The organism is Pedobacter folensis (genome assembly GCF_056490665.1).
Window position 1 is genome coordinate 42,151 of the sequence record NZ_JBWJIF010000002.1, and the last position, 18,148, is coordinate 60,298.

General features: G+C 38.1%; 17 protein-coding genes. 2 read left to right on the forward strand and 15 right to left on the reverse strand.

All coding sequences use genetic code 11. The annotated features are described in order from the left end of the window. Positions 1 to 209: 209 nt before the first annotated feature. The 11 genes from AC04QZ_RS08725 to AC04QZ_RS08775 all read right to left on the reverse strand — a co-directional run bounded on the left by AC04QZ_RS08725 (position 210) and on the right by AC04QZ_RS08775 (position 13,706). Positions 210 to 773, reverse strand: a complete 564-nt coding sequence (locus tag AC04QZ_RS08725; RefSeq protein WP_478358345.1) for a DUF3109 family protein — start codon at positions 771 to 773, stop codon at positions 210 to 212. Continuing rightward, positions 773 to 1,549 (reverse strand): DUF3108 domain-containing protein, encoded by a 777-nt coding sequence (locus AC04QZ_RS08730; RefSeq protein WP_478358346.1) that lies wholly within the window; start codon positions 1,547 to 1,549, stop codon positions 773 to 775. Before AC04QZ_RS08730 ends, AC04QZ_RS08725 begins: the two co-directional genes overlap by 1 nt. Positions 1,550 to 1,652: 103 nt before the next feature. Further along, positions 1,653 to 2,168, reverse strand: coding sequence for a DUF2480 family protein (locus AC04QZ_RS08735; protein ID WP_478357457.1), 516 nt, complete (start codon positions 2,166 to 2,168; stop codon positions 1,653 to 1,655). A gap of 65 nt (positions 2,169 to 2,233) precedes the next feature. Then, positions 2,234 to 4,318, reverse strand: coding sequence for a peptidylprolyl isomerase (locus AC04QZ_RS08740; RefSeq protein WP_478357458.1), 2,085 nt, complete (start codon positions 4,316 to 4,318; stop codon positions 2,234 to 2,236). A 234-nt stretch (positions 4,319 to 4,552) separates the two neighbouring features. Further along, positions 4,553 to 5,125, reverse strand: a complete 573-nt coding sequence (locus AC04QZ_RS08745) for a hypothetical protein (RefSeq protein WP_478357459.1) — start codon at positions 5,123 to 5,125, stop codon at positions 4,553 to 4,555. Beyond that, on the reverse strand, positions 5,125 to 6,417 hold the full coding sequence (gene bamG, locus AC04QZ_RS08750) for a BamG family beta-barrel-assembly machinery protein (RefSeq protein ID WP_478357460.1): 1,293 nt from the start codon (positions 6,415 to 6,417) through the stop codon (positions 5,125 to 5,127). Before bamG ends, AC04QZ_RS08745 begins: the two co-directional genes overlap by 1 nt. 1 nt (position 6,418) lies before the next feature. After that, positions 6,419 to 7,153 (reverse strand): type III pantothenate kinase, encoded by a 735-nt coding sequence (locus AC04QZ_RS08755; RefSeq protein WP_478357461.1) that lies wholly within the window; start codon positions 7,151 to 7,153, stop codon positions 6,419 to 6,421. Positions 7,154 to 7,308: 155 nt separating this feature from the next. Beyond that, positions 7,309 to 8,289, reverse strand: coding sequence for a DUF6427 family protein (locus AC04QZ_RS08760; RefSeq protein ID WP_086548149.1), 981 nt, complete (start codon positions 8,287 to 8,289; stop codon positions 7,309 to 7,311). Between the two features lie 397 nt (positions 8,290 to 8,686). Next, positions 8,687 to 9,676 (reverse strand): glycosyltransferase family protein, encoded by a 990-nt coding sequence (locus tag AC04QZ_RS08765; protein ID WP_478357462.1) that lies wholly within the window; start codon positions 9,674 to 9,676, stop codon positions 8,687 to 8,689. 20 nt (positions 9,677 to 9,696) lie between these two features. Continuing rightward, positions 9,697 to 10,551 carry a UDP-2,3-diacylglucosamine diphosphatase gene (locus tag AC04QZ_RS08770; RefSeq protein ID WP_478357463.1) on the reverse strand — a complete coding sequence of 285 codons (855 nt, stop codon included), beginning with the start codon at positions 10,549 to 10,551 and terminating at the stop codon, positions 9,697 to 9,699. 659 nt (positions 10,552 to 11,210) lie between these two features. After that, positions 11,211 to 13,706 carry a YfhO family protein gene (locus tag AC04QZ_RS08775; RefSeq protein WP_086548152.1) on the reverse strand — a complete coding sequence of 832 codons (2,496 nt, stop codon included), beginning with the start codon at positions 13,704 to 13,706 and terminating at the stop codon, positions 11,211 to 11,213. A gap of 129 nt (positions 13,707 to 13,835) precedes the next feature. On the opposite strand from AC04QZ_RS08775, the gene AC04QZ_RS08780 reads away from it, so the two are divergent. Both AC04QZ_RS08780 and AC04QZ_RS08785 read left to right on the forward strand, forming a co-directional pair. Next, a complete protein-coding gene (locus tag AC04QZ_RS08780; protein WP_478357464.1) occupies positions 13,836 to 14,921 on the forward strand; it encodes an alginate lyase family protein in 1,086 nt (361 codons plus the stop codon). A 60-nt stretch (positions 14,922 to 14,981) separates the two neighbouring features. Continuing rightward, on the forward strand, positions 14,982 to 15,491 hold the full coding sequence (locus AC04QZ_RS08785; RefSeq protein WP_086548154.1) for a GbsR/MarR family transcriptional regulator: 510 nt from the start codon (positions 14,982 to 14,984) through the stop codon (positions 15,489 to 15,491). On the opposite strand, the gene AC04QZ_RS08790 is transcribed toward AC04QZ_RS08785, so the two are convergent. The 4 genes from AC04QZ_RS08790 to AC04QZ_RS08805 all read right to left on the reverse strand — a co-directional run bounded on the left by AC04QZ_RS08790 (position 15,492) and on the right by AC04QZ_RS08805 (position 18,130). After that, entirely contained in the window at positions 15,492 to 15,941 is a 450-nt protein-coding gene (locus tag AC04QZ_RS08790; RefSeq protein WP_478357465.1) for a nuclear transport factor 2 family protein, read from the reverse strand. Between the two features lie 264 nt (positions 15,942 to 16,205). Beyond that, a complete protein-coding gene (locus AC04QZ_RS08795; protein ID WP_086548156.1) occupies positions 16,206 to 16,454 on the reverse strand; it encodes a DUF4834 family protein in 249 nt (82 codons plus the stop codon). Positions 16,455 to 16,584: 130 nt separating this feature from the next. Further along, positions 16,585 to 16,782 (reverse strand): YwbE family protein, encoded by a 198-nt coding sequence (locus AC04QZ_RS08800; RefSeq protein ID WP_086548157.1) that lies wholly within the window; start codon positions 16,780 to 16,782, stop codon positions 16,585 to 16,587. Between the two features lie 55 nt (positions 16,783 to 16,837). After that, positions 16,838 to 18,130: a DUF3472 domain-containing protein gene (locus AC04QZ_RS08805; protein ID WP_478357466.1), complete on the reverse strand. Its 1,293-nt coding sequence runs from the start codon at positions 18,128 to 18,130 to the stop codon at positions 16,838 to 16,840. Positions 18,131 to 18,148: the final 18 nt, after the last annotated feature.

Here is an 18,148-nt window from a genome sequence, read left to right on the forward strand (position 1 = left end):
AGTTAAACTATAAACCTATAAACTGAAAATTAGTTTCAAGAAACTTATTATTTAAATTATAAGGCCAAAAAGCCAACGAAAGTTCTATCTTTTTAAATGAGATTAATGGTTACATTTTATAAATCGTCCAGAATTTTCATCCTGTGTCAGTTATTGAAATACATGATTTTTATAAAAATAAGCTCTGGTAAAAATCACCAGCTTTAAAACTACATTGCCGCTACTGAACTTTCAAGCTCCTTATACCAATCTTCTCCGTATTTACGGATCAGCGGTCCTTTTAAAAAGCTATATACCGGCACTTTAAGTTCACGGCCAAAGGTGCAGGCATCGTGGCAGATGTGCCAGCGGTCGTAATTTAAAACATCAAATTCCGGGTATTTGGTTATCCGGATAGGGTAGAGGTGGCATGAAATCGGTTTCTGCCAATCTACAATACCTTGTTCATAGGCTTTCTCGATAGCACATTTGGTAATACCGCCTTCGAACAGCACGTAAGCGCATTCTTTATTTTTATCTACACATGGGGTAGTTAGATCGCCATCTTCATCCACTACATATACACCCTGCTCTTCTATAGCCTTAATGCCTTTTTCATTTAATAGGTGTTTTATCTTTGGATAAATCTCTTCTAAGATAGCCTTTTCATCATTATCCAGCGGTGCACCCGAATCACCTTCCACACAGCAGATCCCTTTACATTTGCTTAAATTACAAACAAAGTTTTCTTTCAATACATCTTCGTGCACCAGCACCTGTTCAACTTCTATCATCATTCTTCTTTTGCTAAAGCATATTTCAGCCCACTGGCCGATTTTAATTCCATGGTTACCGCACCCACCAATATCTCTACCTGAGCCTTTACCGGCACCCGGTTTCCATCGTCAGTTACCCAAAGGTATAGGCGGCTATCTTTTTTAAAGATCCTGCCCGGTTTTATCGACGGACTAAATTTTAAACAACGGATATTCCCTAATTTACTTTTAATGGTTTCTTTACCTACATATTCAACCTCTAAGGCAGAAATCTCATCGCCTAAAAAATAGTTCAGTTTAAACTTATCGCCAACTTTGATTTTACCAATATCCAGGCTTCGGGCAAAGTAATAAGCCGAAACCAAATCAAAAGTCTGATCAGTCGGTGTCGTAAAGGTTCCCCTGTTCGAAACTACTTTTTTGGCTGTTTGTGTAAATCGTGCCTTATCCTGACGTCTGTAACTGGCCTCTCTTATATTTTCCTGATAGAAGTATGGCAAGAGACTGGTTTTATCGATGTACGAATCGTAATGATCTCTTATCTTGTAAAAAACATCAAAAGTCCCGGAGGTCTGTGCGTCGACTGTAAGTTTATAGGTAGACCTGTTATCAAACTTTAAATCAGAGTTTGTTACCTTAATGGTGGCCTCTGCCGCGGTAATAAATCCGTACCTTAATTTATATTGTAAAACTTCGCCTTCCTGAAACACTGCTTCTTTCTTCAGGGGAAGTTCCTGAGCCATTGTGATCAGACTGCATAAGCCTGCCGTGAGGGTTATCAATAATTTTTTCATTGCTTTTGTACTCATTTGTGTGTGTTGTTGGGAAAAAACCATTTCCTAAAAAATACGGTTAAATTCTTTCCTCTATGAAGATATACAAAAAGCAAACCAAAATTTAATCTTTTCTTTTATATACAGGAACGGTAGAACAAGGCTCGCCAAACATAATGCTTTTTACTACTGGGGTAAGCAGGTTGGTTACCTCCACATAGGCTGAAACCGGAACTTCGATATCGCCACATCCTTTTACCACCACACGTTCGCCAGAATAATCCTGCGGATTAATTTTAGCCAGTGCCTTTGTAAATAAAACCGCTTCTAAAGTATTTAAGTCGCCAAATACCACTTCATTGGCATATGGTTTTAATTTATTCGCCAGCAGCATGTAAGCCCAGGTGGGAACAATTGCATCAGCCGAACAGATAATTGCTACATTCTTATCCTGATATTGCGCCCAATCGTGATTTTTAATAAACTCTCTAAAATCCTTTTCCCTTAACATTAAACCATGAAATAGATTATCTACAATATCATAAACCACTCTTTCGCCTTTATGATAAAAATCCTCCAGATTTAAGGTTATTAAACCGCTGTTAGCTACTTTATTAATGATGTTTTCCTGAATTTCCATGGCCTTAAATAAAAAAACCGTTCCGACTAATCATCGGAACGGTTACAAAATTACGTATTTTCTGCTTAATAGAATTTCACGCGATTGTCTTTTATCTTCGCATTTTCCTGTAAAGCCTGGAAAGCTGATCCTAATGAACGTTGTCCTAAACTTAACATCATGCTTTCTTTCTGTTTAAACATGTTGGCAATTGGTGCAGGGCTTGTAAATCCATCAACTGAAAATACATAAACACCACGCTCACCCTGAACAGGAGCTGATAATTTACCTGGCTGTGAACCGAAAACGCTTCCTACTAAAGCATTTTCTTGTGCTACACCTGGAATTACCGGATTAGCCATAACAACATTCTGTACTGGATTAACCGGACGTGCAACTTTAGCTGCAACCTGCTCGATACTTCCTTTACCTGCGTTAGCTAATTTTTCCTTTAATTGTTTTGCTTTAACGGCATTAATTACCATCGGCTCAATTTCTTTCTTCACATCAGCTAAAGATAAAATACCTTTTGGACTGATTGTAGTTAAACGGGCCACCACATAAGCATTGCTCATGGTGTAAATTTCAGGTAGTACATCACCTTTATCTGCTGCGTAAGCATCTTGAATTAATTTACGTGGATTATCTAATCCAGCCGCAAATCCTTGTGTTGATGCTACCTTATCAGCAACCGCAACTTTTAATCCTTTTTGTGCAGCAAATTTGCTAAAGTCGTTACCTTTTACATCAGTTAAGAAATTGCTTGCTGCCTTGTAAGCCGCTGCCTGGGTTTTACTACTTGCATTTAATGCTTTTTCTACGTAAGCTAATTTAGCCACTTTAGATGAACCGATTTGCTTTTCGATTTTAAGCACATGGTATCCGAACTGAGATTTTACTACTTTAAGATCTCCTGTTTTGCCATCAAATGCTGCATTCTCAAACTCAGGTACCATAGCACCACGGGCAAAAGCCGGCATTTCACCACCTTTATCTTTCGAGCCATCTACACTGTAGGTTTTAGCCAGCTCTCCAAAGTTAGCACCTTTTAAAATTAATGCTTTTAATGAGTCAGCTAACTTCAATGCTTTATCTTCGCCACCCACTTTAGCCGGATCGATTAAGATATGGCTTGCTTTTACGGAGTCAGGAGAGATACGGGTAGAAACTACCTTTACAATTTTGTATGAATTACCTGTTAATTTAGGACCATAAAAACCGCCTGCTGGTAACGCAAACACTGCTGAATCAACCGCAGGATCTAATTTACCTTTTGTGATATAAGTAAACGGAACTTTTACGTCTGAATTGATTGCTGCGAAAAGCGAATCGTTTTTAGCTACCTGGAAATCAGCAGCAATTTTATCCACCTGAGTTTTGATGGCTAATGAATCGGCTTTTGTTGGACTGATACTGAAAGTAACATATTCGAAAGCACGTGTTTCTTGTGGATTGTTGAAACGTGCTTTGTTCTGATCGTAATATTCAGAATAATCGCCATCTGTTAATTTAACTGAGGCATCTGGAATAGAAGTATAATCTAAACTTACATATTTAAAGTTAGCCAGTTTATTGCGGTTGGTATACTCATCTGTAGCTTCTAAAGAAGTTACGTAAACCGAATTACGGATTAAATTAGAATATTTTGTTTGCAGGGCCTGATTTTTAATTTCTTCCTGTAACATATTAGACTGTTGCAAAGCCTGAGGTTCTTTCGATTTTAGAAAGTTCATCAAAGTAGCACGGTCTAACTGTCCTGTTTGCGGATTAGAGAAATATTGTTTGATTAGCGGGCTAGGGTTTTGACCTTGCAATAAATCTAACAATTCATCTTCAGAAACGGTTAAACCTAAACGGTCATATTCTTTAGTTAACAAAACTTTCGCTAACTCTGCATTCCATGCCTGATCAACAGCCATAGCAGTCATCTGTGCATTTGCACTGCCGCCATATTGTTGTTTCATTTGGTTTACACCTTGATCAACCTTTGGTCCGAATTCATCAATATTGATATCCTTACCATCAATAGACCCTACAACTTTTTGATTTGCCGACCAAAAAGGTTTACCCACGTTAATTGCATCACCTACTAAAAATGCAACAATTGCAAAACCGATGGCAAAGACCAGAATATAGCCTGCACGGTTACGCAAAAATGTCATTAATCCCATATTGTAATTATAAATTTATTTAGTTCTTTTTTAAGAGGGCGCAAGATACAAATTTGCCTCAAAAAAGAAAACACAAAATTTTATTTATCAAGCGCTTAATTATTAGGGCAATGGATGAGGTAATATGACCAGGAAAAGATGATGGATTTAAGGTTAAAATTGGCTTCAAAACTATGGAGATTTGATCAGGTTCTTCATACCTTATCCATCTTACCTCCCACATTTTACATCACGTTAAGGCGCTACACCTTCCTTCATATTCAATTCACCGTTTCCGCTATCCATTTCATAAGTGCTAAAATCCTGCGGAGCTTTGAAGTTAATACCTTCGCCAATGCTACCATCTACCCCTTTCACATATACCCTTTGATTGGAATAAAAAATCTTTTTCGATTCATCCCAGATTAACTCTTGTGATGAAAAAGTATCGCCCTTACTGTTTTTTACCACCACATTCTTCCTGAATTCGGTTTTGAGCTCATTATCTTTCCGAATGGCATAATCGCAAACTAGGTTTCCATCAACAGTTCCGTTCGGATTATAAAAATCGATGCTCACCCCTTTAATCATTTCCTGGTAAGTACTTCCATTACTAGGGGTAACCTTATCCATTATCGGGGCGTAACCTTTCGCCTTAATTCTGGCCGAATCGCTATAAGTAATGTCGACACCGATGGTTCGGTCTCTGCTTAAGATTACTTTATTTGAAGAAACTGCATTGGCATTTTTTAGATCGTCGTCTCCACAGGAAGCCAGAAAAAAAGGCAACACCAGAAACAGACCATATAAAAATGTTTTCCAATTCATTAGTCTACACGGTACTTACGAAACCAGGTATCGTTCAGGGTAAAACCTAAGTGGAAATTAATATACTGCTCTTTAACCAGATTATTATTTAATGTTCCTCTTTGTCCGAGTTCTGTTGTAAAGTTGATTTTATAAAATGCTGTACCGCCGTTGGCAGTAGGTAGAGGGAAGCCAAAACCTAATGATGCACCCATTTGTTTAATATCCTGATTACCGATTTTGATATAGGTTTTATCGTAATTAAACCCAATGCGGTAGTCTACACGTTTCATGTAACTGTTATAAGAAAACGCATCTGGCGTCCACTGGCCACCTAATGATGCTCCCCAGCTATCTTGCAAACCCTGGTTTACATTATTGATGCTGGTTGCAGCCCATTTGCCCATTCTAAAATCGGCACCAATCATCCACTTATCATTTTGCTGGATAGAGATCCCAAAATTGTGGGTCAATGGTAAAGTAAGGTTAGATCTTCCGTTATTCACGATATTTAAGGTATCGGCTGCAGGGTTTTCATTACCGCTTTGATCTCTGGTGTATAAGGTAGCAAAAGAAGTTTGTGTTGAATTTATTTTCCCAGAGGTACTTCCAGAATAACCCAGGGTCATGATTGTTTTCTTACCAATATTAAAATCATACTGGATACCATAAGAATAATTAATACCGCCAACACTGTTTTTATTCTGAAGTTTAGCGTTATAGGCACCTACCGATTGAAATTCGGTAGCCCGCGTAGTTTGGAGATTACCAAAAATATATTCCAGGTTACCACCAATTCTTAAATGATCGCCAAAACGATAACCATAACCTAAGTAAGCTTTTGATAAACCACCCTCGCCTTCATAAAGCTGATCTAAAGTGGTTGTATCCACTTTGGTCGTGTTTCTATAAGAATAACCTAAATCTGAATAAGGTAAAATACCAAAACTCAGGGCCGATCTTCTGGTAACAGGAGCCGCAAATGCCAAATGGCTAAAAGTAGAGTTGAAACTCGTTTCCTTTAAATTGTTTCGCGACAGACTGGTTAAACCAGCACTCATGCCCACATCAATAGTGGTTAAAGTTATTCCGGCATACGATGCAGGGTTTTGCATATTGATATAATTGAACCCTGTTACTTTACCTACTGCGGTAGAAATTCCACCCATTGCTCTAAGCTGGGGCAATAAAGATCCTTTTATATTTCCAAGTCCATATCTTGAATATGGTGATGAAGTGGTAACCTGTGCCTGAGCACTTAAACCACAAACTAGAACGAGTATGGCTGCAATATAATTTATTCTTTTGTACATTTTAATCTGCAATAGCTTCATTTAATCCTTTTAATACTAAGTAAGGATCTTTTATAATTTGAGGCGCAAAGATGCTGTTTTGTAATTGTTTATACAAAAAATTAGCATCACCCCCCGTTATAATTACCTTCAGAGCACTTTCTTTTTTATTATTTAGGGCAATAAAGCCTTCAATTTCGTTTATTATTCCTTGTAAAACACCGTTCTTGATTGCCGATTGTGTATCAGTACCTTCCACAATATCTTCATTTGCATCCCACTCAACCAAAGGTAAACGGCCGGTAAATTCGTGCACAGCCTTAAAACGCATTTTAATACCAGGGCTTATACTTCCGCCAAAATATTCCTTTGAACTTGTTAAAACATCATAGGTAATACAGGTACCCGCATCAACCACTAAACTTGCATTTGCCGGATGTAAGCCATTTGCGCCTAAAACAGCAGCCCATCTGTCTAATCCTAAAGTAACCGGCGTTTTATATCTATTTTGTACGCCATTCGTTAACAGGGTTGAAAAACGGATATAACAAGTATGCTTTTTTAAAAATACTTCTAAGGGCCCAATTTCCTGGCTAACACTACTGATGATGGATTTTGCCGGCGAAAACTTCTCAATCAATTGAGCCAAATCAAGTATTCCAATTTTATTGAAACGCTGATGATGAACAATTTCCTTATTTTCAAAAACAGCAACCTTTACAGCAGAATTTCCAATATCAATGCTTAGCCTACGCATTTAAAATCTCCCACTGCAAATAATATGTTCTTAGAAATTCCAATGATTCCATTTTTTATCCATCTTAATTAAAACTAAAAAAGCTTTAATTCTAAAATCATGCACAAAGCTATTAATCTTTGTCAAGTTTCGTTCTAGTTATTTGTTAAAAAAGGTTAAACAAACAGAAAATACTGTATCGAAAGCACAAATAAAACGAACAATGTTTCGTAAAACCAACGTTTTTTGGCATTGCTAAAATAGTAGGCTAACAGTACCGATCCGGGTGGTACACACAGCAAAAAATGCCAGGTCCTGAAATCGGGTTTAAGGTAAAAACTAGCTGCCGAAATAATAAACATAAAAAACAACAGCTGAAAACTTTTCCTTGTACTGATAAAACTCCTGAAGAAATTTTCGCGGAGCTGTAGCGACGCCAGTATGATAATTACCGTTACCGGAATCAGCACCAGATAATCGTTATAGTTGATTTTAAAAACCGAAGGGAACTTATTGCCTAATGGTTTCCAGATCTGATAAAACGAGCTTAAATTATCTTTCCAGTAATAAAATACGGCCAGAAAAAAGAAAACCGTAATAAAGCCAATTAAACCCGCCACCCATTCGCGCCAGTTAAACGACCTGAAAAGCAACAGCGCTAAAAAGATCATAAGCAACATCGTCATAAACGGAAAGTAGATCAATGTTCCAACCCCTATAATCATCCCGATATCGAAAACAGTGGTAATGGAGTTTGCACTTTTTCCCAGCTTTAAAAACTTATCTATAATCCAGATTAACAGAAAATTACACAACAATGCCGGACTTAGAATCATAAAAGGCATAAACAAGCTTGTTCCTGTGATAAACATCAGCCCTGGAAGGAAACTCGGTTTGGTCAGTAAATTATGGTTATTAACAACCCGGTTGAAAATTAGCGCCTGAACATAAACCAAAAGTGCTGCAATAAAAATATTGGTATAGGGCGTAAAGGCGTTGTCTAAATCAATATTGATCAGTAACCGCGCAAATGGCTCCAAAAAATCAAAGTTCAGCTTATCGTGCGTTTCATGAAAAATGGCAATACGCAAAAAGAACGTGTATGCCAGCAAGAATACGAGGTTAATTGGATTTAGCTTTCTAAACTGATTAATCATGCCTTTTTAAAGAGTAGGCAAAGTAAAGAAAATAATTTAACAGTAGCAGAAGAAAGATGAAGCGCGGAGGACGGTAAGCGTTGAGCGCATAGCAGAAAGATTAAAGAGAGGATCTACATTGTTATCTTAATAAATACATCCAAATGCTGGTCAGCCTGAGCGGAGTCGAAGACCTTTTGCAGGCAAAACAAAATGAGTTTTTTAGAAAAGCAGGTTCATGTACTTTTCGTTTAGGGTAGTGCTGCCATTCGCTTTTAGATTACGCAGGATTGTGCCACGGATTATAATAAGCGAAAGATTAAAATATAATCTACTTAATATATCAAAAGGTTTGTCAGTTTGAGCGGAGTCCAAGACCTAGACTTTGGACTCAGGACTGAAGACTCAGGACTAAAAACTAAACCCTCGCATATTTCTTCACCATATCATCAATAATCTGAGCCGTCTCATCCGGAAAATTAAACTCATGCTGTTGAGGATTTTCTACCCAGTTTTTAATAATTGGCAACCAGTTTCTGGTACTTCCCCAAATTACAGGCAAACCAAACTGCTTTAAGGCATAGGCGTTACACTGCTGTTCGAACTGGAAGCGCATCGGTGCCACGAGCAATTTTTTCTTTAAATAAAGTGCTTCTGCGGGGCCTTCAAAACCACCGCCGGTAAATAAACCTTCGCAGGTGGCCAGGCTTTTATTAAATTTTTCGTTGTTAACCGGCTCTACAAAAACATTCCCTTCCCGGTAGGCAACTTTACTGTGTTTAGAAAAAACCTGCCAGGTAACATTGGGTAGTTTTGTAAAAAGCTTGACCAAACGTTTATCATCAATGGCTGGAAGATAAACGGTATAATGTCCTAAATTTTCACTTTTCAGATTTCGGATTTCTGCCCTGATTACGGGTGTATGGATAAAAGTATCATAACGGTCGAAATGAAAGCCAATGTGGTATTTGGTAGGTGCGTACCGACTCAAAATAAGCTTCCCCCAATCTAAAGTTCTTGGACGTGGCACTTTTTTAGATTTAAATGCCGCCTGATGGCTCAACGATACACATTCTATGCCCTGCAGTTTACAGGCCCAGGCACTTACAGGTTCAAAATCGTTAACGATTAAATTGTACTCTTTAAGCGGTAACTGCTTCATATCTTTCCTAAAGCGGAAAAGATTCATGTTCAGCCATGTTTTAAAATGGTCTACGCCACCTTTTTTTCCAAAGATAAAACTGAATCCATGCAGTTGGTATTTTACGGGCTGACTGAGTTTCACATCGGCCTGTGTTCCACTTACTAAAATATCCAATTCGCCATATTGTTGTAACAAAGGAATAATTTCCCTTGCCCTGCTGATATGACCATTACCTGTTCCCTGTATTGCGTAGAGTATCTTCATTTATGCCCGAATATCTAAAATTATTGGGCAATTTCATATTTTATATTCTGTAAAAGAATATTTATGTCCAGTTTACTTTTTAAATCCTCGGCATCAGAAAGGATTCCTTCGTCTAACTCATCTTTCGTAAAATGTTGGTGCTCGTACTTAAACACTGTCCATTTTTGGTTTTCATATTCTAAAGCGGTTAAACTTTCTACCCAATCACCGCTGTTCAGGTAAACCACTTTCCCGTCTTCGGTGGTAATTTCACGTTGTTCCGCCTGATGGATATGACCACAAACCACATAGTTATATCCCTTTTCAATCGCCAGTTCAGCTGCAGTTTGCTCAAAACTATTGATGAACTTAACGGCATCCTTAAATTTAGCTTTGATTTTTTTCGAAAAGCTCATCTTTTCCCTGCCAAATGCAGTAAGTACCCAGTTTACAAAGCTATTAATGAGGATGAGCGTATCGTAGCCAACCGCACCAAGTTTAGCCAGCCATTTAGAATGCTGCATGGTTACATCGAAAACATCGCCATGAAAAAACCATGCTTTTTTATCGTCAAGTTCTAAGATTAACTTATTCTGGAGGTGGAAAGTCCCCATTTCCATGCCATCGAATTTACGGAGCATCTCATCATGATTTCCGGTCAGGTAGTGAACCTGCACCCCCTCTGATACGAATTTCATCAGTTTACGGATCACTTTCATGTGCGATTCGGGCCAATAACTTTTGCTAAACTGCCAGATATCGATGATATCGCCGTTTAAAATCAATGTTTTGGGCTTTATGCTCTTAAGGTATTTTAGCAATTCTTTGGCATGGCAACCATAGGTACCTAAATGTACATCGGAAATTACGACTACATCGACAGTTCTTTTATCCATAATCGGGAAATTTAGGGGGGAAGGATTTTGTTACCGCCCGGTTAAAGCAGTTCAGAGATAAATTAGTTGGGTTACCACTCCTCTTCCTCATCGAGTTTTACCTCAAAGGGGCTAAAGAAATAAAGTACAACAATTAATAAGCATACGGCAAAGAATGATTCTAACATATCATCTGATTTACATTACAAAGGTAAGACTCTGTATATCAAACAAATGTTACGACATTGTTAAATTATTATTCCTTTTGATAAAGAATGTTAAAATGACACGCTAAGGCTTGTTGGTTCAATAGTTCATTAGTCATTGGTTCATTAGTTCATTACTCACCTTCGTCACTGCGGAGATGGCTCCTGAAATAAATTTAGGATCACGCACCTGTAGAATTAGTTGACTCAAGGTTAAGGGCCCAGCCCGGTCCATCATCCGTTTTACATTTTCCATTCTTAAAAGATCCTTCGACAGGCTCAGGATGACAATCGAGGGATGGAAATCGACTTTGGACTGGAGACTCTTGACTAAGGACTCCTTAATAGATCCTGAAACAAGTTCAGGAGGACGAGTCCGAGGGAATATTCTGTATTTCCTTGGCAAAAATACACAGGCAACAAAAAACCCCGCAAGATCAAAATCCGCGGGGTGTAAATCTATTTGAGAAATTACTAAGCTTTAACGGCTTTCTTTTTCTTCTTTTCTTCTGAGTAAAACCCAAAACCTAATCCGGCCAGTAACAAAATCGATCCTGCCAAAGAGATTTTCTCTCCGGTGTAATACGATGTTGGATGGAAAATAAACTCAAGTTTATGGTTACCTGCTTCTAATTGCGCTGCACGTAAAACGTAATCAGCTCTGAAGTAAGGCTTTTCAACACCGTCGATATACATTTTCCAGCCTTTATCATAATAGATCTCTGAAAACACGGCAATTACATCCTTAGCGGTTGAGTATTCGTAAGTTAAATGATCAGGGTTATAGTTGGTTAATTTAATAAAACCTTCCTGACCAGTTCCTAAACGTTTGGTATCTATCGAGCTTTTGAAACTTTCATCAACAATCGCTTCCTTCTTAGCATCAAAACTGCTAATGGCCTTCATTTCTTCATCAGCGTTTTTAGCAAACTGCACACTTTGCACAAACCAGGCATTACCCGCTGCCGTTGCATTACGCTGCATTTTATACGATCCGTTCTGAGGATCTTGTGTAATGATGTACTTGGTATTTAACATATCCAACACATCCTGGTTAATGCTTTTGGTTAACTGGTTATCAACCAACTCCTGAAAACGCTTTAACCTTGCTGAGTGGAAACCACCAACTGTTTTATGGAAATAAGAAGTTTCTGCGCTTTTAAACGGATCGCCCAGCGACATATCGAAAACCCTGAAATTTGGATCTTTATCGGCTGAGATAAAATTATCTACGTCTCTTGGCTGATAATGATTATCTAAATCAGATTTACTTACAAAATTCTGGTTGTTTAAATAACGGCGGTCTACCTGCCACAAATCAATTAAAACGAATAATGCCAATAAACCAAAAGCCAATTGCATGTTCAATTTTTTGGTAATGAAAGCCCAGGTAATTCCAAAACCAATAGCGACAAACAATAAAGAACGTAAAGCATCAGCACGTGCTAAAGCCACACGGTCAGCAACTATGCCGTTCAAAATCTCCATTGCAGCGCCTCTGTTATTTTGTAATGCCTGTGTTAATGCCTCTAATAGTTGTGGTTGGTTAGCCTGTGTGAAACTAAAGAAAGCAGTAGGAATAGCTGCAATAATTAAGGCAAATCCACCGGTTATACCAGCTGACCATGTTAAACGTTGAACCAAATATTTTTGATCATATTTACCTTCCTGTGCTTCCTTAACAGCTAATATTGCCAGTAATGGCACTAACAAGCCAACTACGGCCAAAATCGATTCTACTGCTCTAAATTTATTGTAGCCTGGTAAGTAATCGAAGAATATATCTGAAATAAATGGCAGATTACTTCCGAAAGAAAGGAACAACAACAAAATACTCGATCCTAAAATCCACCATTTCCAACGATGTTGTACAATAAACAATCCGAAAACAAATAGGAAGCAGATAATTGCACCGAAGTAATAAGGGCCTGCAGTACCTGGCTTTTTACCCCAGTATTGGTTAGCGCCAAGATTCTGTGCAACATAACCAATTGCTTGCCTTGGATCTACACCAGAAAGATTTTTTTCAACTGCTTTATAGGTATTGCTTTCAGGTTTAATAATTTCGTCGATACTACTTGCTCCTCCATAAATATTTGGAATCAAGAAAGAGAAACTCTCTCCAACCCCCTGACTCCATTGATAAGCATATTCTTTATCCAAACCATTTGCAGGTTCAGCTTTATCGGTAGTTAAATTAGATTTTCCTCGAATGGTTTCTTTGCCATACTCGTAGGTTGTCCATAGGGTACCTGCATTTACCAGAACTGATAGAAAAATACCTGCAACAATATAAGCGACAGACTTACCAAATGCTGGAAGCTGTTTTGCTTTAAAGGCATGATAAAGTTCTATACAGCCTAGAATAAACAACGCTATGAATAAATAATAGGTCATTTGGATGTGGTTAGAGCGGATTTCTAAAGCCATAAACAGTGCAAGTAAACTTCCACCAACCAAATACCGGCCCCTTAAGATGAGAATAATAGCGGCTAAAATAGGAGCAAAAAAGCCAATTGCTAATGCCTTATTGCTATGCCCAGCTGCAATAATGATAAAATTATAAGAGGTAAATGCAAATGCAATTGCCCCCGCAGCAGCAAGCCAAGGGTTTATTTTTAACACACAAAATAATAGGTAAGCGCCTAAAAGGTATAATAAAACTGTTCCAACAGGATCAGGGAATATGCCCTTAATTACATCGATGCCGTATGTTGTGATATTAAGGGGGTACTGTACCCAAATCTGATAAGCTGGCATACCGCCGAACATTTGATTGGTCCAAAGCGGGCCCTTACCATCTTTCGCCTTAATATCCATAATTTCCTTTTGCATGGCCTTAGCCTGCAAAACATCGCCCTGTTGTGGTGCTTTACCCTGCAAAACAGGACTGAAGTAGGCAAAAGTAATGACTACAAAAAATGCAATAATGGCTAAGTGAATGCCATTTTTATTAAACCAGTTATTCATTAAGGTTTGTTTAAGTTTAAACGAACGTCAAAAATAAAAAAATGGGCGGTATAAAAAAGTAATAAATTAAATGCATGCTGAATAAAAAATTAGATTTGTAACCAGGAATAAAAATTCAACCTATTTATTATGAGAAAGTTTGTCGTTACAATCGCTCTTGCATTATTATCTTTTTCTTCGTTTTCGCAAATTGTAAGTTTGAATACCAATGAAATTAAAAAGCTGAAAAGCCAGCTCAAAAATGATGGGGAAACCAAAAAACTATACTCAGGCTTTGAAAAATCAGCATTAAATTATCTAAACGAAAACCCCAACCCAATTGATACCATCAGAACTGAAGGATTATTAAAAGGAAATCCAAAAAAGGAAAAAACCAGATTAGCCCTGGCTGATATGAACAAAATGTTTGCACTAGCCTTACAATACCGGATAACGGAAGATCAAAAATATTTAAACAAATGTGTAGAATTTCTTAGTGCCTGGGCCAAAATCAATAAAGCCAATGGCGATCCTATTGACGATACCAATCTGGATAAAGCCATTGAAGCTTACGACCTGATTAAAAAAGATATCCCAGCAGCTGATAAAAAACAGATTGAACAATGGCTTACTGAAACGGCTTTAGCAGAAATTAACAGCAAACGGATGAAAGCGGGGAGAGCTACAGCCATTAATAACTGGAACGCTCATCGGCTAAAAGAAGTTGGCGAAATTGGTTACACCTTAAACAATCAGGATTTTATTAAATGGACCATCGACAACCTGAAAAGCCACATCAATATCAATTTATATCCTGATGGAACAAGTTTGGATTTTAAAGAGCGCGATGCCATGCATTACCACATTTACGATCTCGAGCCGATGCTGAAACTGGCCATCATGATTGATCGGGCGAAGGGCACCAACTTTTATACCTATGAATCACCTAAAGGATCATCGATCAAAAAATCGGTAGAATGGATGATCCCATACATCAATGGCGAAAAACAGCATGAAGAATATGTAAATACGACTGTTAAATTCGATCGCGACCGGGCAAAGAATAATGAGCCTGGATTTGCGCCGGGAACGATGTTTAAACCAGATTTGGCTTTACCTGTATTAAAACTATCTGTCTATTTCGATAGGGCACAGGCTGAGCTGTTAAAAAAAGTAAGTAACAATGAAACCAATTGGCAAATGCTGCTGGATAAAATACAACGAGAAAGCCAATAAGTCCCGACAAATAAACTTTCAATAATTCTTGAAAGTTTGAAAATAAATTTATATTTGTGTATGGAATTAGCAGCAGCGAAATTAAAATTTATAGAAGCCTGGGGCAAATTAGGCTCCGAATGGGGAATTAATCGAACCATGGCCCAGGTACATGCATTATTGTTAATTTCTCCCGAAGCGCTTACCACCGAAGAAATCATGGAAGCGCTCAGTATTTCAAGGGGAAACGCCAACATGACCCTCCGCGACTTAATCGGATGGGGCTTAATTGAAAAACAACACAAAGCCGGCGAACGCAAAGAATACTTTTTTGCAGATAAAGATGTTTGGAATATTTCCCGTCAGGTAGCCAAAGAGCGTAAAAAAAGAGAGCTGGAACCGGTTTTAAAAGTTTTAAATGAGCTGTCAACGGTAGTGGGCGATGAAAAGGACCCCGCGTTTAAAACCTTCAAAAAATCAGTAAACGATATAAATAAACTGGCCGTCAACGTAGATAAAACTTTGGAAACGATGCTTAAAGCAGAAGAAAGCTGGTTCTGGGGCTCGGTATTGAAGGTGTTTAAGCCATAACTATTGATGCCTTGCACTATCATTAAATTGCCAAAGCACATTAATAATTTTCCAGGTGCCATTTAGTTTAACCAGGTGCATATAATCGATCCATTCATCTGCAATTAATTTAACTGAAGCTGTTTTCTCTGAGATATCCAGCAGTTTAACTTCTTTTTTAGGAACAGCAGGGAACTTGTCTTTTTTGCGGTTGTAGTTTTCGGCTAAGATAACCATCGATTCTGCGGAGGTTTCACGAACATAATCTTTGTTAGTTTCCTTGTCTGTCCAAAATGTTCTTTTGACAAGCCTTGGGTGCAAAGCCTGCTCCATTTGTTTAGGATTTGGGTTATGTTGCGATTCAATGTAATCAAGAGCAGCACGTTTGATTGCTAAACTATCCTGTTTGGTCTGGCTAAAGCATTTCTTACTGACGATCCATAAGGAGATAAAAACAATAAAATATTTCATAACTGAGCGTGTATATCTGGTTTTCGAGTTGAGGATTATAAACATTAAACTTAAACTATATATTTTAAATTATTGCTTTTTGAATTCAAACAAAAAAGAGTCTGTATCCCAAATATAGAATTGTCATCCTGAGCTTGTCGAAGGATCCGCTTTAAATATCTTATAAGGCATTTAGACAGGCATAATGTGAAAAATTCGGTTGAATTAAAATATGATACCGCCTTATATAAAACAAAAAACCCTGAAACAAGTTCAGGGTTCTTTTTATTTCACTTCTTCGTAATCTACGAAGTCGCCGAGTTTATCTGTTTTACTTTGATCAGGCTTTGGAGGCATATAATCTATCGAAATAGAGCCTTCAGGTTTTGACCTTCTTTGTTGTTGCTGTCCTGTTGCCTGACTTTGCATTTTGCTGGCCAGGTTATTAAACAGCATTGGCAGAATTAACCTAATCAACATTCTGATCAGCCAAAGTACCAATATTGCGATGAAAATGAATTTTACTAATGCCATTCTTTAAATTACTGTTGTTACAAATATAGACGTCATAAAATTTATTTTGTTACTTATTTAGCCTTTAATTGCATTTTGATTACAAATATAATACGCAAATAAGCTTGCAAAGGTTTTAATAACCTCCCATTTAATCTTCAATAATTTCAGCTACACGGCCTACCTGACCATCTTCGAGCCTCACTTTTATCCCTCTGGAGTGAAATGCGGATGAAGTAAGCAGATCTTTCACTACACCATAGGTGATGTTTCCCGATCGCTGATCTTTCTTCAAAATAATCCCGACTTCTAATCCTGGATAAATGTCTTTTCTGTTTTGCCCGTCCATTCTGCTGTAATATGATAATAATTAAAGCTTCAAAATTCCATAATTATTTTCAGTGTTAAGGTAATTTACTGAAATCTATTTCAGGTTTTTTACCGGCGGTGCTTCTGGTAAAGATTTTTCTTGGTGTGGTATAGTCGTTAAAAAAGCCACCGTTCTTCAAATAGAAGGCGCCTTTATCTAACCCGCCCTGATAATCCATCCGGTATCCTTTTGCTCCGGTATTGTCTGTCGTAAAGCGGGCAGATTTTAATTCAGTCCAGGTTCCTTTATCATCGCAGATCCATTGGTTATCAAATAAAACTTTACGCGACAGGTCGCCCTGTACAGGTGAGAAGTTTTCTAAAAAGGAATGGAAGCGTTTTAAATAAGTTTTAGTTTGTGGCCTGGTAAAACTGGCTATTAATTGCCATTTGTTGGTTTCAGGAGCGAAGAAATAAGCTGTATAAGTGGTTAGGCTGTCTTTTCCGGGTAAGCCATGCAATAAAAATTTATAGGTGTTTCCTGCTTTCCACATATAATTCAGGTAGCTCTGTCCTCCAGCGCCTTCATTCCCAAACTCTCCTGTGTGTACACCTTCGCCTTTCTTTAGCATTCTAATCTTGTGTGATTCGGGGATGCTTTTAGGGTCGTCAGTACTGAAAGGGCTCCATACTGAAAACAAGATGTGTCGTTCTGTTGGACTATTTACCTGCATACCGAAATAACCCTCGCCAAATCCATTTGCCATAAAGTAAGAACCTAAAATATCTTCTCCTTTTGGTACGGTTACCTCATTGTAATACCACTCTGCATTTACGTTTTCTGGTTGCTGATAGTTCAGGTGAACCGATGGCCCACGTCTGCCCCAATGAAAAAAGTTGCCTTCGTTGTTTTTAACGTAAGCGGTTTTGCCTTCAATAGCTGTACCGCCGATGGATAAAGTCTGTATCGAGGGAAATTTGCCGGCACTTTTGCTTATTCCTTTAATGGTTAAGGCTACGTAACCTGTGTCTTTAATACTCCATTCGCCAATCTTACCGTCAAAAGGCTTGGTTTCATCAAAACTTACCTTTTTGGCTTGGTTGTTAATGGCAAATTCTACCACCGATTGCCCATCTAAAACCGGTTTGTCGCTTAGCGATACCGTTACTGTACCAGGCTTGGAAACCCTAAAATAAGCTGTAAAATATTCTTTCGGATTAGACCAGTTAACAATTCCTCTGTTGGACAAGGTTCTTTCAGCATCTTCATGTAAGGAACTGTAAGCATTGCCTGCAAGTGGGAGGGATATTGTTGTCGCATTTTGGGCATAACTTTTAAGTCCCAGGGCGCCGAGTACGATCAGCGTGACTAGTTTTAGAGATTTCATTTGATGATTTTTAGATAA